Origin of the sequence: Pseudoalteromonas ruthenica, assembly GCF_008808095.1 — a bacterium.
GTDB lineage: Bacteria > Pseudomonadota > Gammaproteobacteria > Enterobacterales > Alteromonadaceae > Pseudoalteromonas > Pseudoalteromonas ruthenica.
The window spans coordinates 505962-528754 of record NZ_CP023397.1 but is presented as its reverse complement, the minus strand read 5'-3'; the positions used below and the strand labels follow the sequence as shown (position 1 = coordinate 528754).

22 protein-coding genes and 3 tRNA genes are annotated in these 22793 nt (G+C 46.9%); 18 read left to right on the top strand and 7 right to left on the bottom strand.

Going from position 1 to position 22793, the window contains the following annotated elements:
• From bepA to PRUTH_RS17530, 4 genes are all read left to right on the top strand, one after another.
• On the top strand, nucleotides 1–1446 hold the full coding sequence (bepA, locus tag PRUTH_RS17545) for a beta-barrel assembly-enhancing protease (RefSeq protein WP_138548334.1): 1446 nt from the start codon (nucleotides 1–3) through the stop codon (nucleotides 1444–1446).
• Between the two features lie 178 nt (nucleotides 1447–1624).
• Nucleotides 1625–1972 carry an arsenate reductase (glutaredoxin) gene (arsC, locus tag PRUTH_RS17540; RefSeq protein ID WP_151174053.1) on the top strand — a complete coding sequence of 116 codons (348 nt, stop codon included), beginning with the start codon at nucleotides 1625–1627 and terminating at the stop codon, nucleotides 1970–1972.
• Nucleotides 1973–2524 (top strand): NAD(P)H:quinone oxidoreductase, encoded by a 552-nt coding sequence (gene wrbA / locus PRUTH_RS17535; RefSeq protein WP_151174052.1) that lies wholly within the window; start codon nucleotides 1973–1975, stop codon nucleotides 2522–2524.
• Entirely contained in the window at nucleotides 2517–2972 is a 456-nt protein-coding gene (locus PRUTH_RS17530) for a DUF2069 domain-containing protein (protein WP_045978995.1), read from the top strand. Before wrbA ends, PRUTH_RS17530 begins: the two co-directional genes overlap by 8 nt.
• A 67-nt stretch (nucleotides 2973–3039) precedes the next feature.
• Here PRUTH_RS17530 and PRUTH_RS17525 read toward each other — a convergent pair whose 3' ends face one another.
• On the bottom strand, nucleotides 3040–4377 hold the full coding sequence (locus PRUTH_RS17525; protein ID WP_151174051.1) for an ankyrin repeat domain-containing protein: 1338 nt from the start codon (nucleotides 4375–4377) through the stop codon (nucleotides 3040–3042).
• A 108-nt stretch (nucleotides 4378–4485) separates the two neighbouring features.
• On the opposite strand from PRUTH_RS17525, the gene PRUTH_RS17520 reads away from it, so the two are divergent.
• On the top strand, nucleotides 4486–4674 hold the full coding sequence (locus PRUTH_RS17520) for a DUF2897 family protein (protein ID WP_022944486.1): 189 nt from the start codon (nucleotides 4486–4488) through the stop codon (nucleotides 4672–4674).
• Here PRUTH_RS17520 and PRUTH_RS17515 read toward each other — a convergent pair.
• Together PRUTH_RS17515 and bamC are read right to left on the bottom strand one after the other, a co-directional pair.
• Nucleotides 4671–6035: a YjiH family protein gene (locus tag PRUTH_RS17515; RefSeq protein ID WP_151174050.1), complete on the bottom strand. Its 1365-nt coding sequence runs from the start codon at nucleotides 6033–6035 to the stop codon at nucleotides 4671–4673. The genes PRUTH_RS17520 and PRUTH_RS17515 overlap by 4 nt on opposite strands.
• 106 nt (nucleotides 6036–6141) lie before the next feature.
• Entirely contained in the window at nucleotides 6142–7200 is a 1059-nt protein-coding gene (bamC, locus tag PRUTH_RS17510) for an NlpB/DapX family lipoprotein (RefSeq protein WP_022944488.1), read from the bottom strand.
• Between the two features lie 344 nt (nucleotides 7201–7544).
• On the opposite strand from bamC, the gene PRUTH_RS17505 reads away from it, so the two are divergent.
• On the top strand, nucleotides 7545–8078 hold the full coding sequence (locus PRUTH_RS17505; RefSeq protein ID WP_045978992.1) for a glycine cleavage system transcriptional repressor: 534 nt from the start codon (nucleotides 7545–7547) through the stop codon (nucleotides 8076–8078).
• 9 nt (nucleotides 8079–8087) lie between these two features.
• Nucleotides 8088–8564 (top strand): thioredoxin-dependent thiol peroxidase, encoded by a 477-nt coding sequence (bcp, locus tag PRUTH_RS17500; protein ID WP_151174049.1) that lies wholly within the window; start codon nucleotides 8088–8090, stop codon nucleotides 8562–8564.
• 71 nt (nucleotides 8565–8635) lie between these two features.
• Here bcp and queE read toward each other — a convergent pair whose 3' ends face one another.
• Nucleotides 8636–9301 (bottom strand): 7-carboxy-7-deazaguanine synthase QueE, encoded by a 666-nt coding sequence (gene queE / locus PRUTH_RS17495; RefSeq protein ID WP_151174048.1) that lies wholly within the window; start codon nucleotides 9299–9301, stop codon nucleotides 8636–8638.
• A gap of 93 nt (nucleotides 9302–9394) precedes the next feature.
• On the opposite strand from queE, the gene queC reads away from it, so the two are divergent.
• The 3 genes from queC to PRUTH_RS17480 all read left to right on the top strand — a co-directional run bounded on the left by queC (nucleotide 9395) and on the right by PRUTH_RS17480 (nucleotide 11801).
• Entirely contained in the window at nucleotides 9395–10102 is a 708-nt protein-coding gene (gene queC, locus PRUTH_RS17490; protein WP_257221110.1) for a 7-cyano-7-deazaguanine synthase QueC, read from the top strand.
• 99 nt (nucleotides 10103–10201) lie between these two features.
• Nucleotides 10202–10432, top strand: a complete 231-nt coding sequence (locus tag PRUTH_RS17485) for a hypothetical protein (protein ID WP_022944493.1) — start codon at nucleotides 10202–10204, stop codon at nucleotides 10430–10432.
• Nucleotides 10433–10469: 37 nt separating this feature from the next.
• Nucleotides 10470–11801, top strand: coding sequence for a diguanylate cyclase domain-containing protein (locus PRUTH_RS17480; RefSeq protein WP_151174046.1), 1332 nt, complete (start codon nucleotides 10470–10472; stop codon nucleotides 11799–11801).
• Here the strand turns inward: PRUTH_RS17480 and PRUTH_RS17475 are convergent, their stop codons facing one another.
• From PRUTH_RS17475 to PRUTH_RS17465, 3 genes are all read right to left on the bottom strand, one after another.
• Complete coding sequence (locus PRUTH_RS17475; protein ID WP_170269016.1) at nucleotides 11802–12515, bottom strand: substrate-binding periplasmic protein; 714 nt, start codon at nucleotides 12513–12515, stop codon at nucleotides 11802–11804.
• Between the two features lie 131 nt (nucleotides 12516–12646).
• Nucleotides 12647–14653, bottom strand: a complete 2007-nt coding sequence (gene uvrB / locus PRUTH_RS17470; protein ID WP_151174044.1) for an excinuclease ABC subunit UvrB — start codon at nucleotides 14651–14653, stop codon at nucleotides 12647–12649.
• Between the two features lie 12 nt (nucleotides 14654–14665).
• On the bottom strand, nucleotides 14666–16036 hold the full coding sequence (locus PRUTH_RS17465) for an MATE family efflux transporter (RefSeq protein ID WP_151174043.1): 1371 nt from the start codon (nucleotides 16034–16036) through the stop codon (nucleotides 14666–14668).
• Between the two features lie 719 nt (nucleotides 16037–16755).
• Here PRUTH_RS17465 and PRUTH_RS17460 point away from each other — a divergent pair.
• The 8 genes from PRUTH_RS17460 (at nucleotide 16756) to bfr (PRUTH_RS17425) (ending at nucleotide 22750) form a co-directional block, all read left to right on the top strand.
• Nucleotides 16756–16832 (top strand) — tRNA-Asn (locus PRUTH_RS17460).
• Between the two features lie 25 nt (nucleotides 16833–16857).
• Nucleotides 16858–16934 (top strand) — tRNA-Asn (locus PRUTH_RS17455).
• 20 nt (nucleotides 16935–16954) lie between these two features.
• Nucleotides 16955–17031, top strand: a tRNA-Asn gene (locus PRUTH_RS17450).
• A 292-nt stretch (nucleotides 17032–17323) separates the two neighbouring features.
• The gene (locus PRUTH_RS19425) at nucleotides 17324–18028 is read left to right on the top strand and encodes a hypothetical protein (protein WP_151174042.1); all 705 of its coding nucleotides are present in this window, start codon (nucleotides 17324–17326) and stop codon (nucleotides 18026–18028) included.
• A 31-nt stretch (nucleotides 18029–18059) separates the two neighbouring features.
• Nucleotides 18060–19259 carry an EAL domain-containing protein gene (locus PRUTH_RS17440; RefSeq protein ID WP_151174041.1) on the top strand — a complete coding sequence of 400 codons (1200 nt, stop codon included), beginning with the start codon at nucleotides 18060–18062 and terminating at the stop codon, nucleotides 19257–19259.
• Nucleotides 19260–19482: 223 nt separating this feature from the next.
• Nucleotides 19483–21576, top strand: coding sequence for a TonB-dependent receptor (locus tag PRUTH_RS17435; protein ID WP_151174289.1), 2094 nt, complete (start codon nucleotides 19483–19485; stop codon nucleotides 21574–21576).
• 224 nt (nucleotides 21577–21800) lie between these two features.
• A complete protein-coding gene (gene bfr, locus PRUTH_RS17430; protein WP_045978988.1) occupies nucleotides 21801–22283 on the top strand; it encodes a bacterioferritin in 483 nt (160 codons plus the stop codon).
• A 2-nt stretch (nucleotides 22284–22285) separates the two neighbouring features.
• Nucleotides 22286–22750 (top strand): bacterioferritin, encoded by a 465-nt coding sequence (gene bfr, locus PRUTH_RS17425; protein WP_022944623.1) that lies wholly within the window; start codon nucleotides 22286–22288, stop codon nucleotides 22748–22750.
• Nucleotides 22751–22793: the final 43 nt, after the last annotated feature.

The window sequence follows — 22793 nt, the reverse complement described above, 5'->3', positions numbered from 1 at the left end:
ATGCCTTTTAAACGTATCTTGTTGTCCTGTGCCTTAGTGAGCACAACGTTTATGCCAGTAAAGGCACAAAATACCTTTGAGTTGCCAGATTTAGGCACCTCGGCTTTGCAGGTGCTGCCCATTGAAAAAGAGCGGGCTATTGGCGATGTGATGATGATGCAAATTCGCGGTTCATCGCCGGTCATCGACGACCCCGTGCTTGATGAGTACCTCACTACGCTTGGCAATAAGCTTGTCTCCCACGCCGACGATGTGCGTTTTCCATTTTCTTTTTTCTGGATAAATAACAAAGATATTAACGCATTTGCTTTCTATGGCGGGCACGTTGGCGTTCATACCGGGCTAATCGCTCAAGCAGATAACGAGAGTCAATTGGCGTCTGTACTCGGGCATGAAATTGCGCACGTGACTCAGCGCCACCTAGCAAGGCGTTTGCAGCAGCAAAAAGATAACTCTGGGGTTACTATTGCCGGGCTGATTGCCGGTATACTAGCGACCGTTGTTGCCCCCGATGCCGGCATGGCCATTATTTCCGGAACCCAGACACAAAGCGCACTGAGCCAACTAAGTCATAGCCGGGGGGCTGAGCAAGAGGCCGATCGAATCGGCATGCGTACCTTATACGAAGCTGGCTTTGACCCTCATGCTTCTGGCGAGTTTTTAACAAAACTGGCCGCGCAAATTCGTTACCGCCAAAAGCCGCCGGTATTTATTCTTACCCACCCATTACCACAAAGCCGGATCAGTGATGTCCGCTTGCGTGCACAGCAATATGAAAAGCGTCAATATGGCCAAAGCTTAGAGTTCTACCTTGCGAAAAGCCGCATTCTGGCCCGCTATGGTTATGACTCACAACAAGCGCAAGAGCAGTTTAATAAACTACTGCGGGAAAACGCCTATGGCGACAAGTCAGCATTGCACTACGGACTGGCGCTGACCTTAATCGACCAGAAAAAGTTCGACCAAGCATGGCAATACCTCGCACCCTTGTTGGAACGCGCCCCGAGTAATCTTTTTTATTTGGATACACTAACCGATTACTATGTTGGCAAGGGCGAGCCCGACAAAGCCCTTGAGCATTTGCGCCCATTTCATCAATTGCGGCCAAACAACCAAGTTATAACCTTAAACTACGCCCACGCTGCAATTGAAGCCGAGGACTATGCGCTGGCCACTGAACTGTTGCGTAGTTTTACCCTAGAAAAGCCAGACCACTTTTTGGCTAAGCAGCTGCTTACCACTACCTACCGACGCCAAGACGACAAAGCAGCCTACCATGAGGCTAATGCGGATTTAATGGCTCAGGTGGGGGCGTATATGAAAGCCGCTGATGAAGTTCAAAAAGCCCTTAATCATATTGAACCGAATGAAGCGATTAAACATAAACGACTGAAAGCATTGTTAGCGCAATACCGGCAAATGCAAAAAGAGCTCGCTCGTTTATAACGCATATGCCCACCTCGGTGGCGCAAATTGAAGCAACAAGGTGTGCGCCTCTATCAACGGGCGCACGTATCTTTTACACTATAGGTATAAATTTATCGGCCCCGCCTGCACTGCCAAGGCCAATATGGTTGTGGCCAGCTCACAGCAATCAAGGGCAAAACATCCGCAAGAGGAAGCTATGTCTATCGTTATTTATCACAATCCACGTTGTTCTAAATCACGCCAAACTTTGGCCCTAATCGAGGAAAAAGGCCTAGAGCCAGAAGTTATCAAGTATTTAGACGATACCCCCAGCGTAGAGCAACTAAACACACTGGTACAACAATTAGGCTTTAGCTCTGCCCGCGAATTAATGCGTACCAAAGAAGACACGTACAAAGAGCTTGATTTAAAAAACCAGCATGACGAACAGGCGCTGTTAAATGCCATGCATCACAATCCAAAGCTTATCGAACGTCCTATTGTTGTAAATGGCAATAAAGCCGTTCTTGGACGTCCTCCTGAAAATGTCTTGGAGCTGCTGTAAATGGCACCTATTTTAGTGCTGTACCATTCTCGCGGTGGCAGTGTTCGCGCATTGGCCGAGGAACTTGCCGACAGCATTGAAGCACAAGGCGTTGATACACTGATACGCTGCGTCAGTGAGGATGGTTCGCACCCTCAAGTAGACTTAGTCGAGCTCAGCCAATGTTCTGCCTTGGCTTTTGGCACTCCGACTCGCTTTGGCATGATGGCCTCGCAAGCAAAAGCGATGTGGGAGCAAACCAGCGAGATGTGGCTTAAAGGCGAACTCATTGATAAGCCAGCCTGTGTGTTTACTTCTTCAAGTAGCATGCACGGAGGTAATGAGGCGACCTTGCTTAACCTGGCCACGCCGCTACTGCACCATGGCATGTTATTGGTGGGGGTGCCTTATGACGTCCCGGCATTGAGTAGCACCACCTCAGGGGGCGCGCCTTACGGCGCAAGCCATGTACCTGGGGCGCACAATAACGCTCAATTGAGCAACGATGAAAAACAGATATGCCAAGCTCTGGGCAAGCGCTTAGCAACGTTAACGAGAAAGCTTAATGACTGATATTGCAAAAAAACCGATCACTAAACGCTACCAACTTTTGGCGTTGACCGGCTACATTGGCCTGCTAATTCTAATGCCGCTGTGGATGTTTGTCTTGGTACCACGCACTGACTATTCACTGGCATTTACGTTTGGTTTGTATATTCTGCCATTGTTACTGCCATTGAAAGGCATTATTCAAGACAAACCTTACACCTATGCTTGGGCCAACTTTGTGGTCATGATTTATTTTATTCATGGTTTTACCTTGTTGTGGGTCAGCCCCGACGAGCGCCTTTGGGTCATTCTTGAGTTAATACTCTCAAGCATGATGTTTGTAGGTTGTACTTACTATGCCCGACATCGCGGTCAAGAATTGGGACTAAAAGTAGGTAAGCTTAAAGATGACCTAGCCCAGGAGAAGGCCGCACAAGAATATCATCGCCAAAATCACCACAAAGATAGTTAGTAAGCTCGCAAACATGCCAGAGCACTGCGCTTCGGCATGTTTGCATAATAACGACCTAAAAGTGCCTCTACCCCGCCAGCTGGCTTAAAAACGCCAAGGCAACGACCGATAACAGGCCTAATTGGGCCACCAAGGATAATACCGAACCCATGCGAATAATCCCTAAACCAAAGGGGTGTTTTAGCTGTGGATACAACGCACAGCGCTTTAAGCTAATAGCAAAAAATATCGCCACCATGGAAAACATCGTCAACGCGATGGTGAGCTCGCTTTTATGCTCAATGCTCTCATCAAAAAAGAAAAACAACTGCAGCGGTAGCAACATCACCACCAAAGCGTGCAATACATGCACCTTGGCAACACGCATGTACTGTCCCTGTGGTGAGAGCTCTTTAATTCCAAATTCACGTTCCATTAAACGCACCAGCTCTTTGCGGTTGCGCTCTACGGCGTAACGATAACAACTGAGCCCAGCGTTATTTTTAGCATGAAAGTTAGCCCCGGCGCGCAACAACAACTTCAAGCATGCGCTGTTATCGGCTGCCACAGCATAGTGCAAAGCAGTATTGCCCTGCTCATCTTTAGCATTCATCGAGGCATCGCCGAGGATGGCTTCAAGCACCGCTACAAAGCCTTTCTCAGCGGCCAGCATCAGTGCGCTTTGTCCTTGCTCGTTATATTCGCTGCCTTTCGCACCTTGCTCAACAAAGCGCATAGCCAAGCTTTGTTTAGCATGCTCACTTTGTAAGTGTGCCAATAGCGCTTGCTCGAGCAGATGCTGCAAATTATCGTCGGTCGATAAATGCTGCAATAAGGTGAAGAAGTCTTTACCTTGCACCAATTCGGCTTTGGCGGCATCGAGCACGGTGTCTTTATCCGCTGCGCACTGTGGTAAAAACGCTGAGAACTTAGCTCGAAAGTCTACTTCCTGCCAGACCAGCATAATGTCCGCACTGGAGAGCAGCGCGCCGCGAGCCAGCAACTGCTCCAACAGCGAAAAATAGCGCTGTTCAAATAACAATTGCGCCAATGACATCGGCGACTCTAGCGCCAATTGGGCATTTACATCGGCATATTGGCTCAAACGTTCAAGCAAAAACTCGCTTATTTGCTCGTTGGTGTATTCATTATTCAGAAAATACTCTCGCGCGGCGTTAATATATTGATGGGCCTGCTCATCAAAGTCACTGATATGCTGGAAAGTACACTCGTCAAATGGGTCTCTTGGCGCTAACCATACCAAGTAATAAATAGGCGGTAACACCGTGGTGCTGACATTGTCTTCGATTTTAGTACTACACGCCGGCCACGCCTCAAGGGCGTCTAAAATAAATGCGCCGTTTTGCTCAATAAGCCCCTTGAGTAATAACGGATAGTGTTCAGGCCAAATTAGTACCTTTTCCATTGCTTGGGAAAACTCCACTAAATGTTTGTTAATGTTGCATGGCAACGGTGGTGTCAGTTATAAAGGGCACAGCCTTACCCTTCACTTAATACATGAGCGAACAGTGCAATGCAAACTTGGCAAGTTATTCTAATTATCGTCGCCGTTTTTGGCTTCGTCGGGAGCAATATAGCGCTACTCAAATACTCCGCCAAACTGGATATGAAACGCCTAAATCAAGACCCTGTTGAGAAAGCCAGACAGCGCCTGAAAGAAAAGCAGCGCAGTGCCCAAGATGAGCACTGCGACAAAGACTAAGCCACTAGCCAGTTTGCCATTAGCGTGATCACCGGTAAGGTGATCAGCGTTCGCAATATAAAAATAATAAATAGCTCAACTATATTTACCGGTATTTTACTACCCAATAGTAAGGCCCCCACCTCTGACATGTAAATCAGCTGCGTGACACTCATTGCGGCTATGATAAAACGCGTCACTTCACTGTCAATATTCGATGCCGCTAGAATCGACGGTATAAACATATCAGCAAAGCCAACAACGATGGTTTCCGATGCTTTGACGGCCTCGGGGATCCCTAATAACTCAAGGTAAGGAATAAAAGGCTTACCTAGCCACGTAAAGACTGGGGTGTATTCAGAAATGATCAAAGCAAACGTACCCACCGCCATCACCACAGGCAACACGGCAAAAACCATGTCTAATGCGTTGTGCACACCTTCTTGTACCGTGCCCTTAACCCCTTTGGCATGGCGCGCCTTGTGCAAAGCCATATCCAAAGACTGACGCCAAAGGTTTTTCTGCGCCGAGTGCGACTCATCATCTTGATTTTGAGTACTGCCGTCCACGTAGGTGTTCTTTTTCAAGCTCAGTGGTGGAATACGTGGGAGAATGAGCGCGCATACCACACCAGCGACACATACCGTCAGGTAAAACGGCGCAAATAAGTGTTCTAATCGTACCTGCCCAATCACCACAAAACAGAAGGTAATCGACACTGCTGAGAACGTAGTGCCAATAATAGCGGCCTCACGCTGGGTGTAATGCTTGTCCTCGTATTGGCGCGCAGTCATCAAAATACCGACACTGCCATCCCCTAACCAGGATGCCGCGCAGTTTACCGCGCTGCGCCCTGGCACGCCAAAGAGCGGCTGCATAATTTTCGTAAACAGCGTGCCCACCAATTCTAATAACCCAAAATTAAGTAACAATGGCAACAAAAAACCAGCCAAGATAAACACCGTGAGCAATAGCGGCAGCAGCTCATTCATAACAAATGCGCCGGTGTTCTCGGAATGAATCGCCACTGGACCTAATTCAAAATAGGTCATCACAACAAACACCATACCCAAAAGGCGTACCACTAGCCACACGGGCGTCACAACAAACAGATGCCGGATTAATGTGTTATCAAACAACGACCGAGGTTGCACGGTACTCATAAGTAAAGAGAGCAACCCGGTTCCACAGATAATTATTAGCAATAAGGTACTGGCTATTGGCGCTAACCACACACGCAGCATATCCGCCAATATTGCCACAGTGATTTTTATCTCCCCTTCCCAAGGAATAGGCACCATAAACAAAAATACCCCTATCAAAGAGGGGATAATAAAGGTCAGCAAAGTGCTGGCCATTGAACGGGGTTGGCTTGTTGTCATAATCGTTACTTGTTCATTGTTATTATTAGCCCATTTACTGGGCCCTATACATGAAAAAAGGAAAAGAGCACGACACTCTTTTCCTTCATGGCCTGCTTATCAGGCGTTATATTTGAATGCCTCGGGTTCGCAGCGCTTGCACCAACGCTTGTTGCAAATCGTTCATGGTGCCGGGTTGCAACACTTCACCCTCTTTATCCATCCAGGTAATGCTGGTGCCACCCTCGCGCGTAGTGCTCATCAAAATTTGATACTGCCCATCTTCAAGCGGTAGCTGCATGGCTTCCTCGCCCCAGATAGAGTCCCAAACGCTGGCTTCTGGCTTGGTGTAATCTGCAATGATTCGCCCTGAATCTACATCCACCTCGACAATGGTGAATTGCAGCCGCTCCAAGAAACCTGCAAAGCGTTCAAACACGACATTGTAAGCTTGCTCTGTGACCAGTGCCGCATTACCTTTGTTGTCAAAACCCATATCCAGAGAAATGATCCCTTGGCGCTGGCGCAGCTCTACTTTCAATTGACGATAGCGATAATCAAACTCCGAAATGACCGCGTTGAGCGCGCGGGTTTCAAGACGCTGTTGTAATAGTGGCGTCAGGGGTACATCGTCTGAGCGATAGTCCACCATTTCTGCGCGCAAAGCGGCAGTGCGCTGATGGTCTTTCTCCTCGATGATGAACTTGTAACGCTGCTCAGCGACTATCTCGTCATCCCATAACCACCCTTCTTCAACTCGGACTATTGAAAACCAATCGGTTTCCACGGTGCCGATTAACTTATCCGCACTTACTGCTCGCGTGTTGTAGTCAGATAAAACGCCCTCAATTGCGTGCCAAATAAATTCATCAAGATCTTCGATGCCTTCGTTTTTGTCAAAATATACACGGGCCAGCTTTTCGTTTTCATCCAGCCAACTGCCCTCAGCAAGCGGCATTATTTGCATTGGCGGCTTTGTTGCTTTTGCTTGTTCGCTATTATCGTAACGGGCAACATCCATTTTATAGGTTGGGTCTTGGCGCGGTGCATCAAGCCCTTCAGGGGCCACCACCGGTTCATTGGTACGGTAATTACGTGGATGATGTGCTTCGCTGGTAAAAATACCGCATCCGCTTAAACTGACTAAGGCACTTAACATCAATGCTTTAGGGATCCAATACTGCACGCTGTCTATCTCCTATGCTCACCTTTTTTTATTCTACGGACTTTGAGTCGGTGAGACGTAATTGGTTCAGTGTCAGGTTAAAACTTGGTGCACTTACAACTGATCCATTGACCATTGCAAGCGGTATTAAGCAGAGTATCGACACTCGCCACCGCCCATCTAAATCAGCGGTATGGCAAAAATTTTCACTATGGTACTTTTACATTGCTGTAAAAACAAGAAAGACGCCGTGCAAATGCGAATAAACTCGGTCACGGCTAAAAGTTGCGCGTAACACCGCTGGTTGTGCTAAACTGCGCGGCCATCTAAAGGTTTTCGTTTTCTCTTAGCAAGGGTCGAACAACATGGCTGAATTAGCCAAACAACAACTAGTGATCACCGCCATAGGTGAAGATCAACCCGGTGTAGTCAGCGCACTAACGCAATTAGTCAGTGACTGTAACTGTAATATCACCGATAGCCGAATCGCTATTTTAGGCAATGAGCTTACTTTCATTATGTTGCTGTGCGGCGACATGGCGGCCATCAGTCGCGTAGAGCATACCCTGCCAGCCACGGGCATGGAGCTGGGCTTATTAACAATGATGAAGCGCACTTCAAGTCATAATGCAGAGCAATATGGTGGCGGTTACAACCTCGAATATCACGGCGTTGACACCCCTGGTACGCTGAGCCAAGTCACAGGCTATTTTGCCGAATACGGTATTAGCATCTGTTCATTAAAATCAGACACCTTCGATAAAGAAGAGCAGGCATACATGCGCTGCGAGCTTGAATTTAACGTACCGCAAGAATTAGATATAGACGCGTTTAAAGTATCATTTGAGGCGTTATCGCAACGCCTTGAAATTGATTACATTTTCAGACGAATAAGATAAGGAATCACTATGAATACCTTACAAGCAGGCGATAAAGCCCCTCTTTTCAACCTTCAAGACCAAGACGGTAACTCTGTCAGCTTAGAAGCACTCCTAAAAGAGCACCAGGTGTTAGTTTATTTTTACCCTAAAGCGCTTACTCCTGGGTGTACTGTGCAAGCCGAGCAATTGCGCGATCACAAAGCGGCTCTTAGCGAGCACAATACGGTTGCTGTCGGGATCAGCCCCGATCCGGTTAAAAAGCTGAAAAACTTTGAAACAAAAAAAGAGCTAAACTTCCAGTTGCTTAGCGATGAAGACCACAAAGTTGCCGAGGATTTCGGGGTGTGGGGCTTGAAAAAGTTTATGGGTAAAGAATACGACGGCATCCATCGTATTAGCTTCCTTATTGGCCAAGATGGCAATATCAAACACGTATTCAACAAGTTTAAAACTAAAGAACATCACCAAGTGGTGCTCGATTATTTGCAAGAGCATAATGCGTAACGCAAAAAGCCCACGGTATGTGGGCTTTTTCATAACCTCAGTATGCTGCAGCGCTAAGCTCGTGAGCGAAGTTAATTAATACCAATGTATTTATGGACTTGTACTGATAAACGCCAATTTTTCTGAATGCAGGTATCAATTGCCAGCTTGGTAGCTTTCGCTTTTTGGCTAATTGGCTGTAGGTACACAAGCTTAGGTGCCACACCTGTTTGCGCAAATAGGGCCTCGAGCTCATCCACGTGTTTTTGCATCGCCACTGGGTGCTTAATTTCATCGGCGCGTTGCATGGCACTAGCCAGCACATCATACCCACCACGCATATTAATTTTCGGCGACACTGTCACCCAAGTTTGCGTCGGCGCCTTTATGGCAAAGGTACCGCTGGTTTCTATTTGCGTGGAATACCCATGTTCATGCAATAGCTCACACAGTGGGTTTAAATCAAATAAGCAAGGTTCGCCGCCAGTGATCACGACATGTTTGGCAAGATAACCGCGCTGTTGAAATAACGCGAGTACGTCTTCGGCGCTGGCATGGGCCCAATGTTGAGAATCCGCTTTTTTCTCCACTGTTTGCTCAAGGCTTACAACGTAGCTATCACTTGCATCCCATGTCTGTTTGGTATCACACCACGCACACCCTACAGGACACCCTTGCAAGCGCACAAAAATAGACGGTGTACCAGTGTAACTGGCTTCCCCTTGGATGGTTTCAAAAATCTCATTAATTTGGTACAAAAAACTTACCTACTGCTCATACTTTACATTAGCGTGTGACATTTACAGCCCCGTATTCGGGAATAATTGTGATCCACTCTCAAACCCTGTAGTATACCGCGCCCGAATGCAAACCTCTATGATAAAAGGCTAGAAGGCACCATGGCAGAAAAAGTTGTAGTTATTTATTCCGGCGGCATGGACTCATTCACTGTGCTGAATAAAGCACGCATGCAGGGGCACGAAGTGTATGCGCTCTCCTTTAACTATGGTCAGCGCCATGTTAAAGAGCTTGAGGTTGCAAAAGCAGTCTGTGAGCGCCTTGGAGTGGATCATAAAACCGTTGATATTTCTGCCATAAATCAATTGATTGGTGGCTCGTCTCTGACCGACGACATCGAGGTTCCCGAAGGCCATTATGAAGAAGAAAGCATGAAAAGCACGATAGTGCCGAACCGCAATATGATTTTGTTATCGCTCGCTGTCGGTTATGCTGTCTCACTTAAGGCCAATAAAGTCTATTATGGCGCTCACTCGGGCGACCATGCCATTTATCCAGATTGTCGTCCTGAATTTGTGAAGAAAATGGATGACGTGTGCCGTATTGCTAATTACGACGAAGTCGAAATTGTCTGCCCCTACTTAGATAGCAGTAAGATTGATATTCTCCGTGACGGCTTAGCCATGGATTTAGATTACAGTCAAACATGGACCTGCTACAACGGCCGTGAACAAGCCTGTGGCAAATGCGGTGCTTGCCAAGAGCGCTTAGAAGCGTTTGCGGAAAATAACGCAACGGATCCTCTCCCCTACGAGTCTTAATCCTGCCTGTTGACCACTGATGATTGTAAAATTGTCAGTGGTCATACTGAATTTTCCCGTTATACTGAACAGTAGATCAAATTAATAGGGAATTATTTCATGTACATAGCGCTGATGTTGGTGGTAGCCGCCCTTGTTATTGTCGCCACGGTGATGGTGGTGGATGTTCGTAATAAACAAAAAGCGCTGAACGCACGTGCTGGCCGCGAAAATGAGCAGCTCACAACCATGAGCAAGGAGCTTTCCCAACTCAAAGAACGTGTACAAATATTAGAAAAAGTTGTGACAGATAAGGGATTTAGCGTCGAACAAGAAATAAATAACCTATAATGCACCCAGTTGTGTGCTATTTGTGGCTGCCGCTACCATGAGCGTCAAGCGTTTATACCTTTATATCTTTGCAAGCCTAGCGTATTTTTGCGTGGCTGGCTTTGGTATTCACCTACTCACTTCGGCGTATTTCGAAAAACAAAAAGCAGAGAGTGAGCAACACCTGCGCGAGCAAACCGCACTTGTCCGCAACAAAATAGAAACCACCATTTTCAAAGATGTATTCGCCGCTGAAAGCTTGGCGACCGTGGTGGCTCTAAACCCTGAACTGGCCATTGCTAATTGGCATACCATCGCCGCTAAGACCCTAGAACAATCGCAATTGGTGCGCAATTTAGGGCTAGCTCCCAATGACACCATCAGCCACGTATTCCCATTAGAAGGAAATCAGCGCGCCATTGGTTTTAACTTCAAATCCAGCCCTGAGCAATACGCCACCGTGGTTAAAGCGCGACAAATTAAGAAGGTGGTCATTGCCGGCCCTTTAGAGCTAGTGCAAGGCGGCCAAGCGATCATCGCACGTTTCCCTCTTTTTGATGACTACCCCGTCAACGCCCATTATTGGGGCACTCTCAGTGTGGTCATGGATTTAGCCACACTGTATAGACAGGTCGGTATCAAAGATACTGAGCACTTGCATATCGCTTTGCGTGGGGTGAATGCATCGGGTGCCGAGGGCCAGGTGTTTTATGGCGATGCGAGCATCTTCAGTAATGCTGACAGCACCGCCACCATCCAACTTCCTAATGGCCGCTGGCAACTTGCGGCCCGCTATAGCATCCCCAGCAACCACGGTGACAATGCCCAACTACTCGGCGCCATCAGTATCGCGGCTGCCATTATACTGTATTTCTCTATCGCGATACTGGTGCGGGCATACCACCTCACTAAAACAATGTCTTTGCAGGATGAGCTAACCAAGCTGGCAAACCGGCGATATATCATGCAACGCCTTAATGCCTTGGTAAATGACCCACAGCAAGAAAAGAAGTTTGCCATCATCAGTATTGATTTAAATGAGTTTAAACAAGTAAACGATAACTTCGGTCATGCGGTGGGAGATGCGCTGCTAGTTCACGTTGCCCGAGAACTCGAAACTGCACTACGCGACGCGGATGTGGTTGCCCGCCTTGGCGGCGACGAGTTTTTAGTGCTTTTATATCGTATAAATGATCCGGATACGGTCGCACAAATTGTCGAAAAAGTGCGCCGCCATATAGAAAGCACTCCCCTCGCTCATGGCGATTTGTTTATCTACCCTTCACTAAGCTGCGGTTACAGTTGCCATACCGAGCAAACACTGGATATTGAAGCTCTGCTAAACGAAGCAGATAAACGTATGTATAGCGACAAAGCGCAGCAAAAATAATCAGTGGTTGATGAGCTCAGCCAAAGCCGCATCCATTTTCGCTATAAAATCATATTTAAAGGGGTAGTTGCCGCGTTCGTCCCGCGCATAGCCGATATGGGCTGAGCGTGTCATTAACACATGCTGCACAGTCAAATTCTTAGCCTTTATAGCAAGTTCAGGCTGTCGCTGCACTATTAGTTCTAATTCATACTCGCTTGAACGGCGGTCATTCACATAGCACTCAATTCGTTGCTTTAGTAGCTTAAACAAATTTGAACGGGTATTGGCATTACGCCATACTCGCACATCGCCGCGCTGCTGGGCTGCACGCACGGCATGGTCAAAAATCAAGTACCCAGCGTTGACACCAATATTAACCGCTGGGCCCGCTTTGCCAGCTAATGCTGCCGGTAAATCAGTGTCATTGTGGCACAGTGCGACCACTGTTTCTTGCTCAAGTGGCAGCGAATACATATCGATAAAGGGACGTTTATCAAGGTGTTTATAGGGCGGTAATATCGCAAACGCAGCGCCCTGCTCAAGCTGCTGCAGTGCCCGTTTCCAGGGCATTGGCTTTAATACCACCTCATAGTCTGTCAGTGATTTAGCAGCGCTTTGCACCAATGCAACGTAATCGCCTTGCAAAGTGCCTTGGCGAACATAAGTGTAAGGCGGATAGCTTTGATCAACCAGTATTTCAACGCGTTGCGACTGCGCAAAAACCGGCGCCACCCAGCACATAACAGCGCAGCCGAGAAGTGAAAAACACGCTTTTAAAATCAACGTGCGCCAACCGCCTTTGCAGGAATAATATCCTTAGTTTATAGCCTCCAACGAGCTAATATGCAAGGAGCCGATGGCCACTAGCTATGAATAAGCTGCTGCTGCAGTTCGTGCACTTGGTCGCGTACTTTGGCCGCTTTTTCAAATTCCAAATCACGAGCAAATTCGTGCATTTGTGCTTCTAGGCGACTAATCTCTTTGGCTATTTCACTGGCATCCATTGTCGTGCCGGCCTTTTTCGATGCCGGTTTAAGGCGTGCCTGCGCCGCTTTGTTTTGTACCTCTTCGCCGGTATCCATCACATCGGTAATGCGTTTTTTCAGCGCTTGCGGGGTGATCCCATGCGCTTCGTTATGGGCTATTTGCTTTTCTCTACGGCGGTTGGTTTCGTCCATGGCTTGACGCATTGAACGAGTGATCACATCACCATATAAAATAGCACGGCCGTTAATATGGCGGGCTGCACGGCCAATGGTCTGAATAAGCGAGCGCGTTGAGCGTAAAAAGCCTTCTTTATCGGCATCTAAAATAGCGACCAATGACACTTCCGGCATGTCTAACCCCTCTCGCAGCAGATTGATGCCAACGAGTACATCAAATACCCCTGCCCGTAAATCGCGAATGATTTCCATGCGCTCTACGGTATCAATATCGGAGTGTAAATAGCGCACCTTCACATCATGATCGCTAAGATAATCAGTGAGGTCTTCCGCCATTCGCTTAGTTAGGGTGGTCACTAAAACCCGCTCGTTCACTTCGACACGTTTGTATATTTCAGAGAGCAAATCGTCCACCTGAGTGGCCACGGGACGCACTTCTATTTGCGGGTCGACCAAGCCAGTAGGACGGATCACCTGTTCAGCAACTTCGCCTGCGGACTTGTCTAGCTCATAATCCCCTGGGGTGGCAGATACATAGATAGTCTGGGGCATTATGGCCTCAAACTCTTCAAACTTGAGCGGCCGATTGTCCATTGCCGAGGGCAATCTAAAACCATACTCGACAAGATTTTCTTTGCGCGAGCGGTCGCCGCGATACATAGCCCCCACTTGTGACACGGTAACGTGAGACTCATCGATGATCATCAAAGCATCATCCGGGAGATAGTCCAGTAAGGTTGGCGGTGGCTCGCCTGGCGCCCGACCCGATAAGTAACGGCTGTAGTTTTCAATGCCACTGCAATAGCCAAGCTCTTGCATCATTTCAATATCGTACTGGGTGCGTTGTGCAATACGCTGCTCTTCAATCAGCCGGTTGTCATCAAGCAAGCGTTGGCGGCGGCTTTTCAATTCGGTTTTGATATTCTCAATAGCCGCTAATATTTTCTCACGGGGTGTAACATAGTGTGTTTTTGGGTAGATGGTGGCGCGCACAAGGTTTTTTTCCACATGACCGGTGAGCGGATCAAATAAGCTTAAGCGCTCTATTTCATCATCAAACATCTCGACGCGTACGGCAATATCATCGGACTCAGCGGGGAAAATATCAATCACCTCGCCACGCACGCGATAGGTGCCCCGGCTGAAATCCATATCATTACGGGTGTATTGCAACTCAGCTAAACGCCGCAACATATCACGTTGGTCTATGGTATCTCCGACTTTCAATAGCAGCATCATTTTCATGTAGGAATCAGGATCGCCAAGACCGTAAATGGCAGAAACGGAAGCCACAATCACCACATCGCGCCGCTCTAATAAGGCTTTGGTGGCCGACAACCGCATTTGCTCAATATGCTCATTAATGGAGGCGTCTTTTTCGATAAAGGTGTCGCTTGCAACTACATAGGCTTCTGGCTGGTAGTAGTCGTAGTATGAGACGAAATATTCCACAGCATTATTGGGAAAGAACTCTTTCATTTCACCATACAGCTGCGCCGCCAGCGTTTTATTGTGCGCCATGATAATAGTCGGGCGATTAAGCTCGGCCATAATATTAGCCATGGTAAAGGTCTTGCCGGTTCCTGTCGCGCCGAGCAAAGTTTGGTGAGCCAGTCCCGCTTCTAACCCTTCGACCAACTGGGCAATGGCACTAGGTTGGTCGCCACTTGGCGAGTAACCAGATACCAATTCGAACATATCTTTCACTAACAAGACTCCTTATTGTTGGCTGTGGCGTTTAAGCTCATGAGTGAACCATAAGTACGCAACGACGGCTGTAAACAGATTACCCATTGCCGCGCCAATAAATAAACCGGTTAAGTCGGCGATTAAACTGCCGACATAGGCAATCGGCACATAAAAGACAAACAATCGAATTACGCTCAAAACGAGTGCATTCATTGGCCTGTGCAAGGCATTGAACGAGGAGTTAGTTAAAATAATAACGCCTTGTAGGCCATACGATAGCGGTAAAATGTAAATAAATAAGCTGATCAGCTCCCGCACTTGGCTCTCACTGGCAAAAGCAAGCGCTATCCAATGACCCACAGCTAACAGTAATAAGTAGATGAAAAATTGCCAAATAAGGACAAACTGCAAGGTCTTTTGGTGTGCCTCGCGCACCCGCTCTATTTTCCCGGCTCCAAAGTTTTGGCTGATAAACGGCGGTAGTGTCATTGACAACGCCAACACCACCAACGACGCTATCGACTCTATCCGGCTGCCGACACCGAACGCAGCCACCGCTGGTGCACCAAAGGTAGCGACGATAGCAGTCATAACGGCCATCGCTAGAGGCGTTAGCATATTCGCACCCGCCGCAGGAAAGCCTATTTTTAAAATCTTCCGTGTTGCCCCATAAAAACTCTGACTGCGGCACTGACTGCTCAGTAGTTTACGACGCACAATGAGAATATGCAGCACCAAAATAACGCCAACAACCCAAGAAATCGCACTGGCAATGGCCGCGCCTTGGACACCTAGTGCCGGAATTGGGCCCCAGCCGAAAATCAACACAGGATCAAGTATGGCATTGATAAGTCCAGAGCCGCCCATGATCAGGCTAGGCGTCTTCGCATCGCCATTCGCGCGCAAAATAGCATTGCCAATCATGGGTGTGACTAATAGCACACTGGCTAAAAACCAAATATGCATATATTGGTCGATGATGGGTAGCAACTGTGCTTGAGCCCCTAGAAGCTTAAACAACGGTTCGCTAAAGAGATAACCTGCTACCGATAGCAAGAGCACAAGTATCGCTGAAACAATGAGCGCAACGGTGCCATCAAAACGAGCTTGAGCATGCTCACCCGCTCCCAATGCTTTAGCTATCACCGCTGAGGTCCCAATCCCTAGACCAATAGCGAGGCTAATAACAGTGAATGTCACAGGGAAGGTAAAGCTAATTGCCGCTAAAGGTTGTGTACCTAGCATACTAATAAAAAATGTATCAACTAGGTTAAACATCATTAGAAAGATCATGCCAAAAATCATCGGCACAGTCATTTTCGTTAAAGTCGGTACAATGGCAGCATGAAGAAGCTGAGAGGGTTGCGCATGATCAGAAGAATGAGTTTCGGCTGTAGCCATATCGACGCTTATTGCTGCTAATTCCAAATCCCCATTCTAAAGCATCAAAGCATCCCTCGCTACGCCTAAATGGTGCATAAAAAATGATCTTTTTCTAAATTTGGCTGACTTGTTTGTGCAAAAGCATGTAAAAAACAAATTATTTACAGCATGTATACATTTTGGGGATGAAATGACTTTTTTTTACACAGAAAGATGAATACATCGTCAATTCAGATTATAACAAACGTTCTTTAAGTAACGCCAAAGAATATAATAGCAAGCAATTGATTTTAAATAAAAATATTTTTTATCCTTTTCCCCTTGCATTCTTACTCGCTCTCTGTCGATACCGATAGCTACTGCCCTTGCCCTATTCATAAACAGACTTATCCACAGATTTCGTGGATAAGTTACGCCACCCCTTTAATTATAAGGGGTTAAGCTAATTTGCTCGTTTTTTACTGAGTTTACGTTCATCTTCGGGTTGTTTGCGCTATGAGTCATGAAAGTATAAGTTACTGACAGACTCGATTATTTCCCTTTGTCAGTGTAATTACTGATGAAATCGCTCTGCGACAGGCGCAACGCAGCCCCAAATAGAGGCTGTTTTGCGCGCTAAGCAGTCAATTTGAGTGAAAAAGCGCCGAACAGTCTACTTTTTTTATTTTTAGAGTTTTTATTGGTTGACACTTTAGGGCGCGGTCATTAATATTTCGCCCCGTTGAAAGGCAGGCGCTTCCCCCTTAGCTCAGTTGGTTAGAGCGACGGACTGTTAATCCGCAGGTCCCCCGTTCGAGTCGGGGAGGGGGAGCCAAATCTTTCAGCAATAAGGTAATTGTTCCCCCTTAGCTCAGTTGGTTAGAGCGACGGACTGTTAATCCGCAGGTCCCCCGTTCGAGTCGGGGAGGGGGAGCCACTACTTACCTTTGAAATTGTTCCCCCTTAGCTCAGTTGGTTAGAGCGACGGACTGTTAATCCGCAGGTCCCCCGTTCGAGTCGGGGAGGGGGAGCCAATTTTCACCCATCTCCTCTTTCTAGACAAACTCATCTTTGTAAACTACTCTTTGTACTGTGTTTTTTCTCAAGCCGTGCTATATTATTGCGCCATTAGTCAATGATTTATAACAACTCATTGCACCAAGGTTGTATGTAATAACGGTTAAATTACACTAGTAGAGATTAGGCCGCTGTGATAATTCGCCGTCTCACATGGCACGCTCGCGCATGTGAATGGACTCTTTGCCAAAGTTCAGTCGCGATTAGGATTTATCGTTTAGCTGGTTAAATAATAAGGATAAAGCTAAGTTGAAACGGTTCACCCTCTTACAATTTTCTTTATGGCTACTGGCATTGTGTGCCGGTATTATCGCTAATGTGATGGTTTTTCACTCTTACAGTGTGGAAAAGCAAGAACACATGCAAGTAAGCTTGCAGCGGTATTTAGATAGCCATCCGCAAATTACCGTCACCGATGCTCCCGCTATGGCAGAGCAACTGTTTGCCACCATGAACTTGAAAAACCTATGGCTGAGAGATGCCGAAGGTGAAGTATTGGCAAACAAAACACATCGCCAGAACAGCGCACTACTTTCACAAGTGGCTCAGTCTCAGTTCAACAGTGTCCGCAGCCAGTATGCAGTCAGTAGTAATGGTGAGCTGCGCATAGAGTTTATTGCCGATTTAGACGATGTAGCGAAAACATTTGAAGTTGGATTACTTTATTTTGTATTAGTCATATCCCTGCTCGCACTGTTGCCTATTGCTAGTTTAAAAACGGCGTTTGTGGGATACCGCCGGCATGTGGCTGATATGATTTCAGCGATAATCGACCAATTCGTCAGCAATGGCGTGGTGCCAGATACCAGCAGCCGTGCATTCTCTGACGATAGCCAAAAGCAACGATTAGCCAGTCAAATCTCCCCTGCCCTCAATCGCCTATCAACATACTTAGGCTCGCAACTCGACAATATTGCCAGCTCGGCAGTGGAAATAAAAAAAAGAGGCCTATAAAGACGTAGTCACCGAACTGGGTAATCGCAACATGTTCGTAGAGTATTACGAACGTCACATTGAACACGTTCAGGGCGATTGTTTTGGCTGTATCGCCCTGGTACGAGGCACCGAATTGCAACACATCAACCAGCGCAGCGGTTATCAGCAAGGCGATGAGTACATTCGCAGTATTGCTGAGATGCTCAGCGCCGTGGTCGGCAGTTATCGTGGCAGCAGCGTATTTCGCCTTAACAGCTCAGATTTTGCCGTGGTGTTACCTAATATTCCGCTAAAAGAAGCGGAGCGCTTTGCTAATAATGTTCAGTCTAAGCTAAACCAGTATCAGAAAATCCATGATCTAACCTCTGTCGCTTACACCGGCATTGTCTCCTACGAGCAGAATAAACCCCTTGGCGAGCTACTGGCGAATGTTGATGTGGCGATGAATATTGCCCAGAGCAAACAAAATAACGCTTGGCACATTCAACGCCAAGAGGATATGAGTGCCAGCAGCAATCAAGGGTCGCAAAATTGGCGCAAAATGATCAACGATTTACTCGATAAGCAAAGTGTGACCCTAGTGATCCAAGCCATTATGCCGCTAGGTAAAAGCAACAATGCCTACTCAGAGATTCAGGCGCGATTTCGCGATGAGGAAGAGCATATCTTACCGACCTCTTCGTTTATGGCGATGGCCGATCAGTTAGGAAAATCGGTTGAACTGGATCAAATGATCATCGAACATGCTTTTCGGGCGATGAAAAGTAAAAACCTCAATGCGCAGTATTTTGGGCTCAACGTGTCAGCCGCAAGCGCCCATGACGATAAATTTGTGATCTGGCTTGAACGTCGACTGATGAAAGAAGGCGAATTGGCAGCTCGTCTCATCTTTGAGATTTCAGAGCTAGGACTGCAACAAAACATCGGCGCAAGCAAACGCTTTATTACCATGCTGCATCGCGCAGGCGCCCGTATTACCGTAGAGAAGTTTGGCGTAGGGCTAACGTCATTTAAGTTTTTCCGAGAGTTAAAACCAGACTTTATCAAAATGGATGCCAGCTACACGCGCGGTCTAGAAGACGATAAGAATAACCAGTACTTCATGCGATTAATGGTTGATTTAGCGCACCGTATTGGCGTTAAAGTATTCGCTGAAGGCGTTGAGAGCCAAGAAGAGAAGCATATTATCGAGCAGCTTTGTCTTGATGGTGCACAAGGCTACTACATTGAAAAACCTCGGGAGCTGTAACACAGCTCCTTTCCTACACTTACCCCACCCGCAAATGGCTTATATGCAACATCGCGTGGTAAAGCAAGTTTGCTCTGCCCGCTGTACATAAGTTACCGCGACTAAATGCATATGGTCGGATGACGTCTTTTCCACCTTGTTATAATTAGTGATATTAATTATCATTCGCCCCTCCATTTCAGTACAACAAGGACAATACGTGCGCTTTCCCTTTTCTCTAATTATGCTTGCTCTCAGTGGCAACGTCATCGCCAAACAAAATAACAATGAAAACTTAGAACATATTATTGTGACTGGTAGCCGTGTCATAGAAAATATTGACGAAGTGCCAGCATCGGTGACGGTGATCACTCGAGAACAAATTGAGGCCCAGCTTAAGGTTAATCCAGAATTACAAAACCTTTTGCAAATGATGGTGCCAGGCATGGCGCCAAGCACAAATAGTTCAAGTAACACCGGGCAAACGTTGCGCGGCAGAGCGCCCTTAGTGATGATTGACGGTGTCCCTCAGTCCACGCCGCTGCGTAATGGCTCTTTGGGCATACGCACACTCGACCCAAGCGTTATTGAACGCATTGAAGTCATCAAAGGGGCCACCTCAGTATATGGCAATGGCGCTGCAGGCGGAGTGATCAATTACATTACCAAAAAACCGACAACGGCTGATGATTTTAGTGCAGAGCTTGATGTGTCAACACGATTCAGTGCCGTCAAAGCGGATGAAACCTTAGGTGCACGCATCGAGGGCTCGGTCAGTGGCCGGGCAAACAAGTTTTCTTATTTAGCGACAATCAGCTATGAAGAAAATGGCGTACAGCGCGACGCCGAAGGCGATATTCTTGGCTTGCAATACGGACTCAGTGACGTACAAACGCACAATTACTTCACCAAATTAGGTTACGACTTTGATGCAGATAAGGCCCTCGCCTTTACTTACAACTACTATAAGTCGCAACAAAAAACAGATTTAGGCGATGTCTTTGGTAACGTCAATTCTGGCGATAAATCCTACGCCATTCATGTGCCGCCAGCACAGCAAAAGCAAGGTCGTCCTCAAGGCCCAAGTGGCAACACCAATGCCATGCTTAAGTACACCGATAACGCTATCTTCGCGCACACCGCACTGACTCTAGACTTATATGCGCAAGATATTGAAAACGTGTTCTTCTTCTCTCCAAATCTTGCCAACCCAGATGAGGGTTATGATGGCGGTCAGTCGATCATTGCCTCGCAGAAGCAGGGCCTGCGCGCCACGTTGAATACCTTGATAGATTTTGACAACACCGAAGCCACCTTTATTTATGGTATTGATGCGCTGCAAGACACCACATCTCAACCCTTAGTTGATGGCCGTGAGTGGGTCCCGGAAATGGACATGAGCAACCTTGCCGGCTTTTTTCAAAGTAAATGGGTGATGTTTGATGACTATGTTATCAAAGCCGGTGTACGCCATGAGGACATCGACCTCGAAGTTGATGATTACCGTACCCTTAAACTGTGCCGCAACGCCCAGCAATGCTCTGTGGCGTTCGAAGTGCGTGGTGACACCCTCAATTACACAGCCACCACCTACAATGTCGGGCTAAAATATAATGCGTATGAGCAATTTAGTCCGTTTTTTAGTTACTCTCAAGGTGCAGATATCTCTGATATTGGCCGCTTGCTGCGTAGCGCTACCGTGGATGATATTGCTCTGATCCGCACTGAAGCCGCGCTTATCGACAATTACGAAGTGGGCTTTACGTCGGTACTTGATAGCCTGCGAATTGAAGCGTCTTTATATCGCAGCACCTCTGATTTGGGAACCACTAACCGTTTTGATGAAGCCACTGGCGTATACATGCCTGCACGTGCTCCACAGGAGATTTGGGGGTATGAAGCGCTAGTGGATTACCGCTTTCACCCTGCTTGGCGAGCCACTGCCACCTATTCTTATGTCGAGGGCAAAAACACGGCTGAAGATATTTATCTCGGAGGCAAACAAATTAGTCCACCCAAGGCGACTGTGAACCTACAATGGCAAGCTACAGATGATGCCGCGCTCACGTTATCAAACTTATACGTGGGAAGCCGCAAACGGTTTACCGCCAACGATGCTGGCGAGTATGTTGGCGATCAAGGGCCGATTGACGATTATTTTGTCATGAACCTCAGCGGTAACTGGCAATTCAATTCAAGCGCCAATGCCTATTTCGGCATCGAAAACCTTCTAAACCGCGATTACTATCCCGCAAGAGCGCAAGCTTACACCTATGGCGGCTACAATATAAAAGGTTTAGGCACCACAATCACCGCCGGTATCCATTACCAATTCTAGAGCGGCAATAAGCAATCCAGTTGTATCAACAGTGCAAAGCCGGTTTACCGGCTTTTTTATTCGGCTTGTCTCACTGCGGTTAAAAAAGAATCACTCACAAGCATTAATCGAAACTTGAATGCGAATACTTTTTAATTGTAACCCTATGATTTATATATAAAAATTTGATTTATTCATAAGATCGACTACACTAGGGCTACATCTTTCTAAGGAGATTATGGCAAATGCAAGGTAAACAACGAGTTATAGACGCATTCAATAAGCTGCTTGCAAATGAGCTGGCCGCAATTGACCAATATTTCATTCATTCGCGCATGTACGAAGATTGGGGTTTAAATAAACTTTATGAGCGTTTGGAGCACGAGCGCGACGAGGAGACGCAACACGCTGACTGGCTTATCAAGCGTATTTTATTTTTAGAAGGCGTGCCCGATTTAACTAAACGTCGAGCTCTGCTTGTTGGTGGCAACGTCAAAGAGATGATGGCCAACGACCTTAAACTTGAGCTTGAGGTTGTACAGTGTGTTAAAGAAACCATCAAAATTTGCGAAGAAGAACAAGACTATCAATCTCGCGAAGTACTTGAGAAGCTCTTGTTTGATACCGAAGAGGACCATGTTTATTGGCTTGAACAGCAGCTTGGTCTCATTGAGAAGATCGGTATTCAAAATTATCAACAATCGCAAATGGGTGAGTCTGAGGCTTAATTATGAAAGGTGATAAAGACGTCATTGCAGCCTTAAACCAAGTGCTCGCAAATGAGCTAGTAGGCATTAATCAATATTTTTTGCATGCGCGCATGTTCAAAGATTTTGGTTTTAGCAAACTAGATAAAGCAGACTACAAGGTGTCTATCCAGAAAATGAAAAATGCCGATAGACTTATCGAGCGCATTCTGTTTTTAGAGGGGCTTCCTAACCTACAGGATTTAGGGCGCCTGCGCATTGGTGAAAATGTTGAAGAGATGATAGCTGCCAACATGCATTTTGAGCTGGAGTCATTAAAGGACTTGCAGGCAGCGGTAAAGCTTGCCGAAGAGCGTTTAGATTACATCAGCCGTGAGGCGCTAGATGCAATTCAAAATGAGCAGGAAGAGCAAATAGATTGGCTGGAAACGCAGCAACATCTAATCAAGGCCACGGGCCTAGAAAACTATCTGCAATCACAGATGTAACCCTTGCCGCGCCTGATCTTCATTAAAAAAAGCCGCTTAGTTG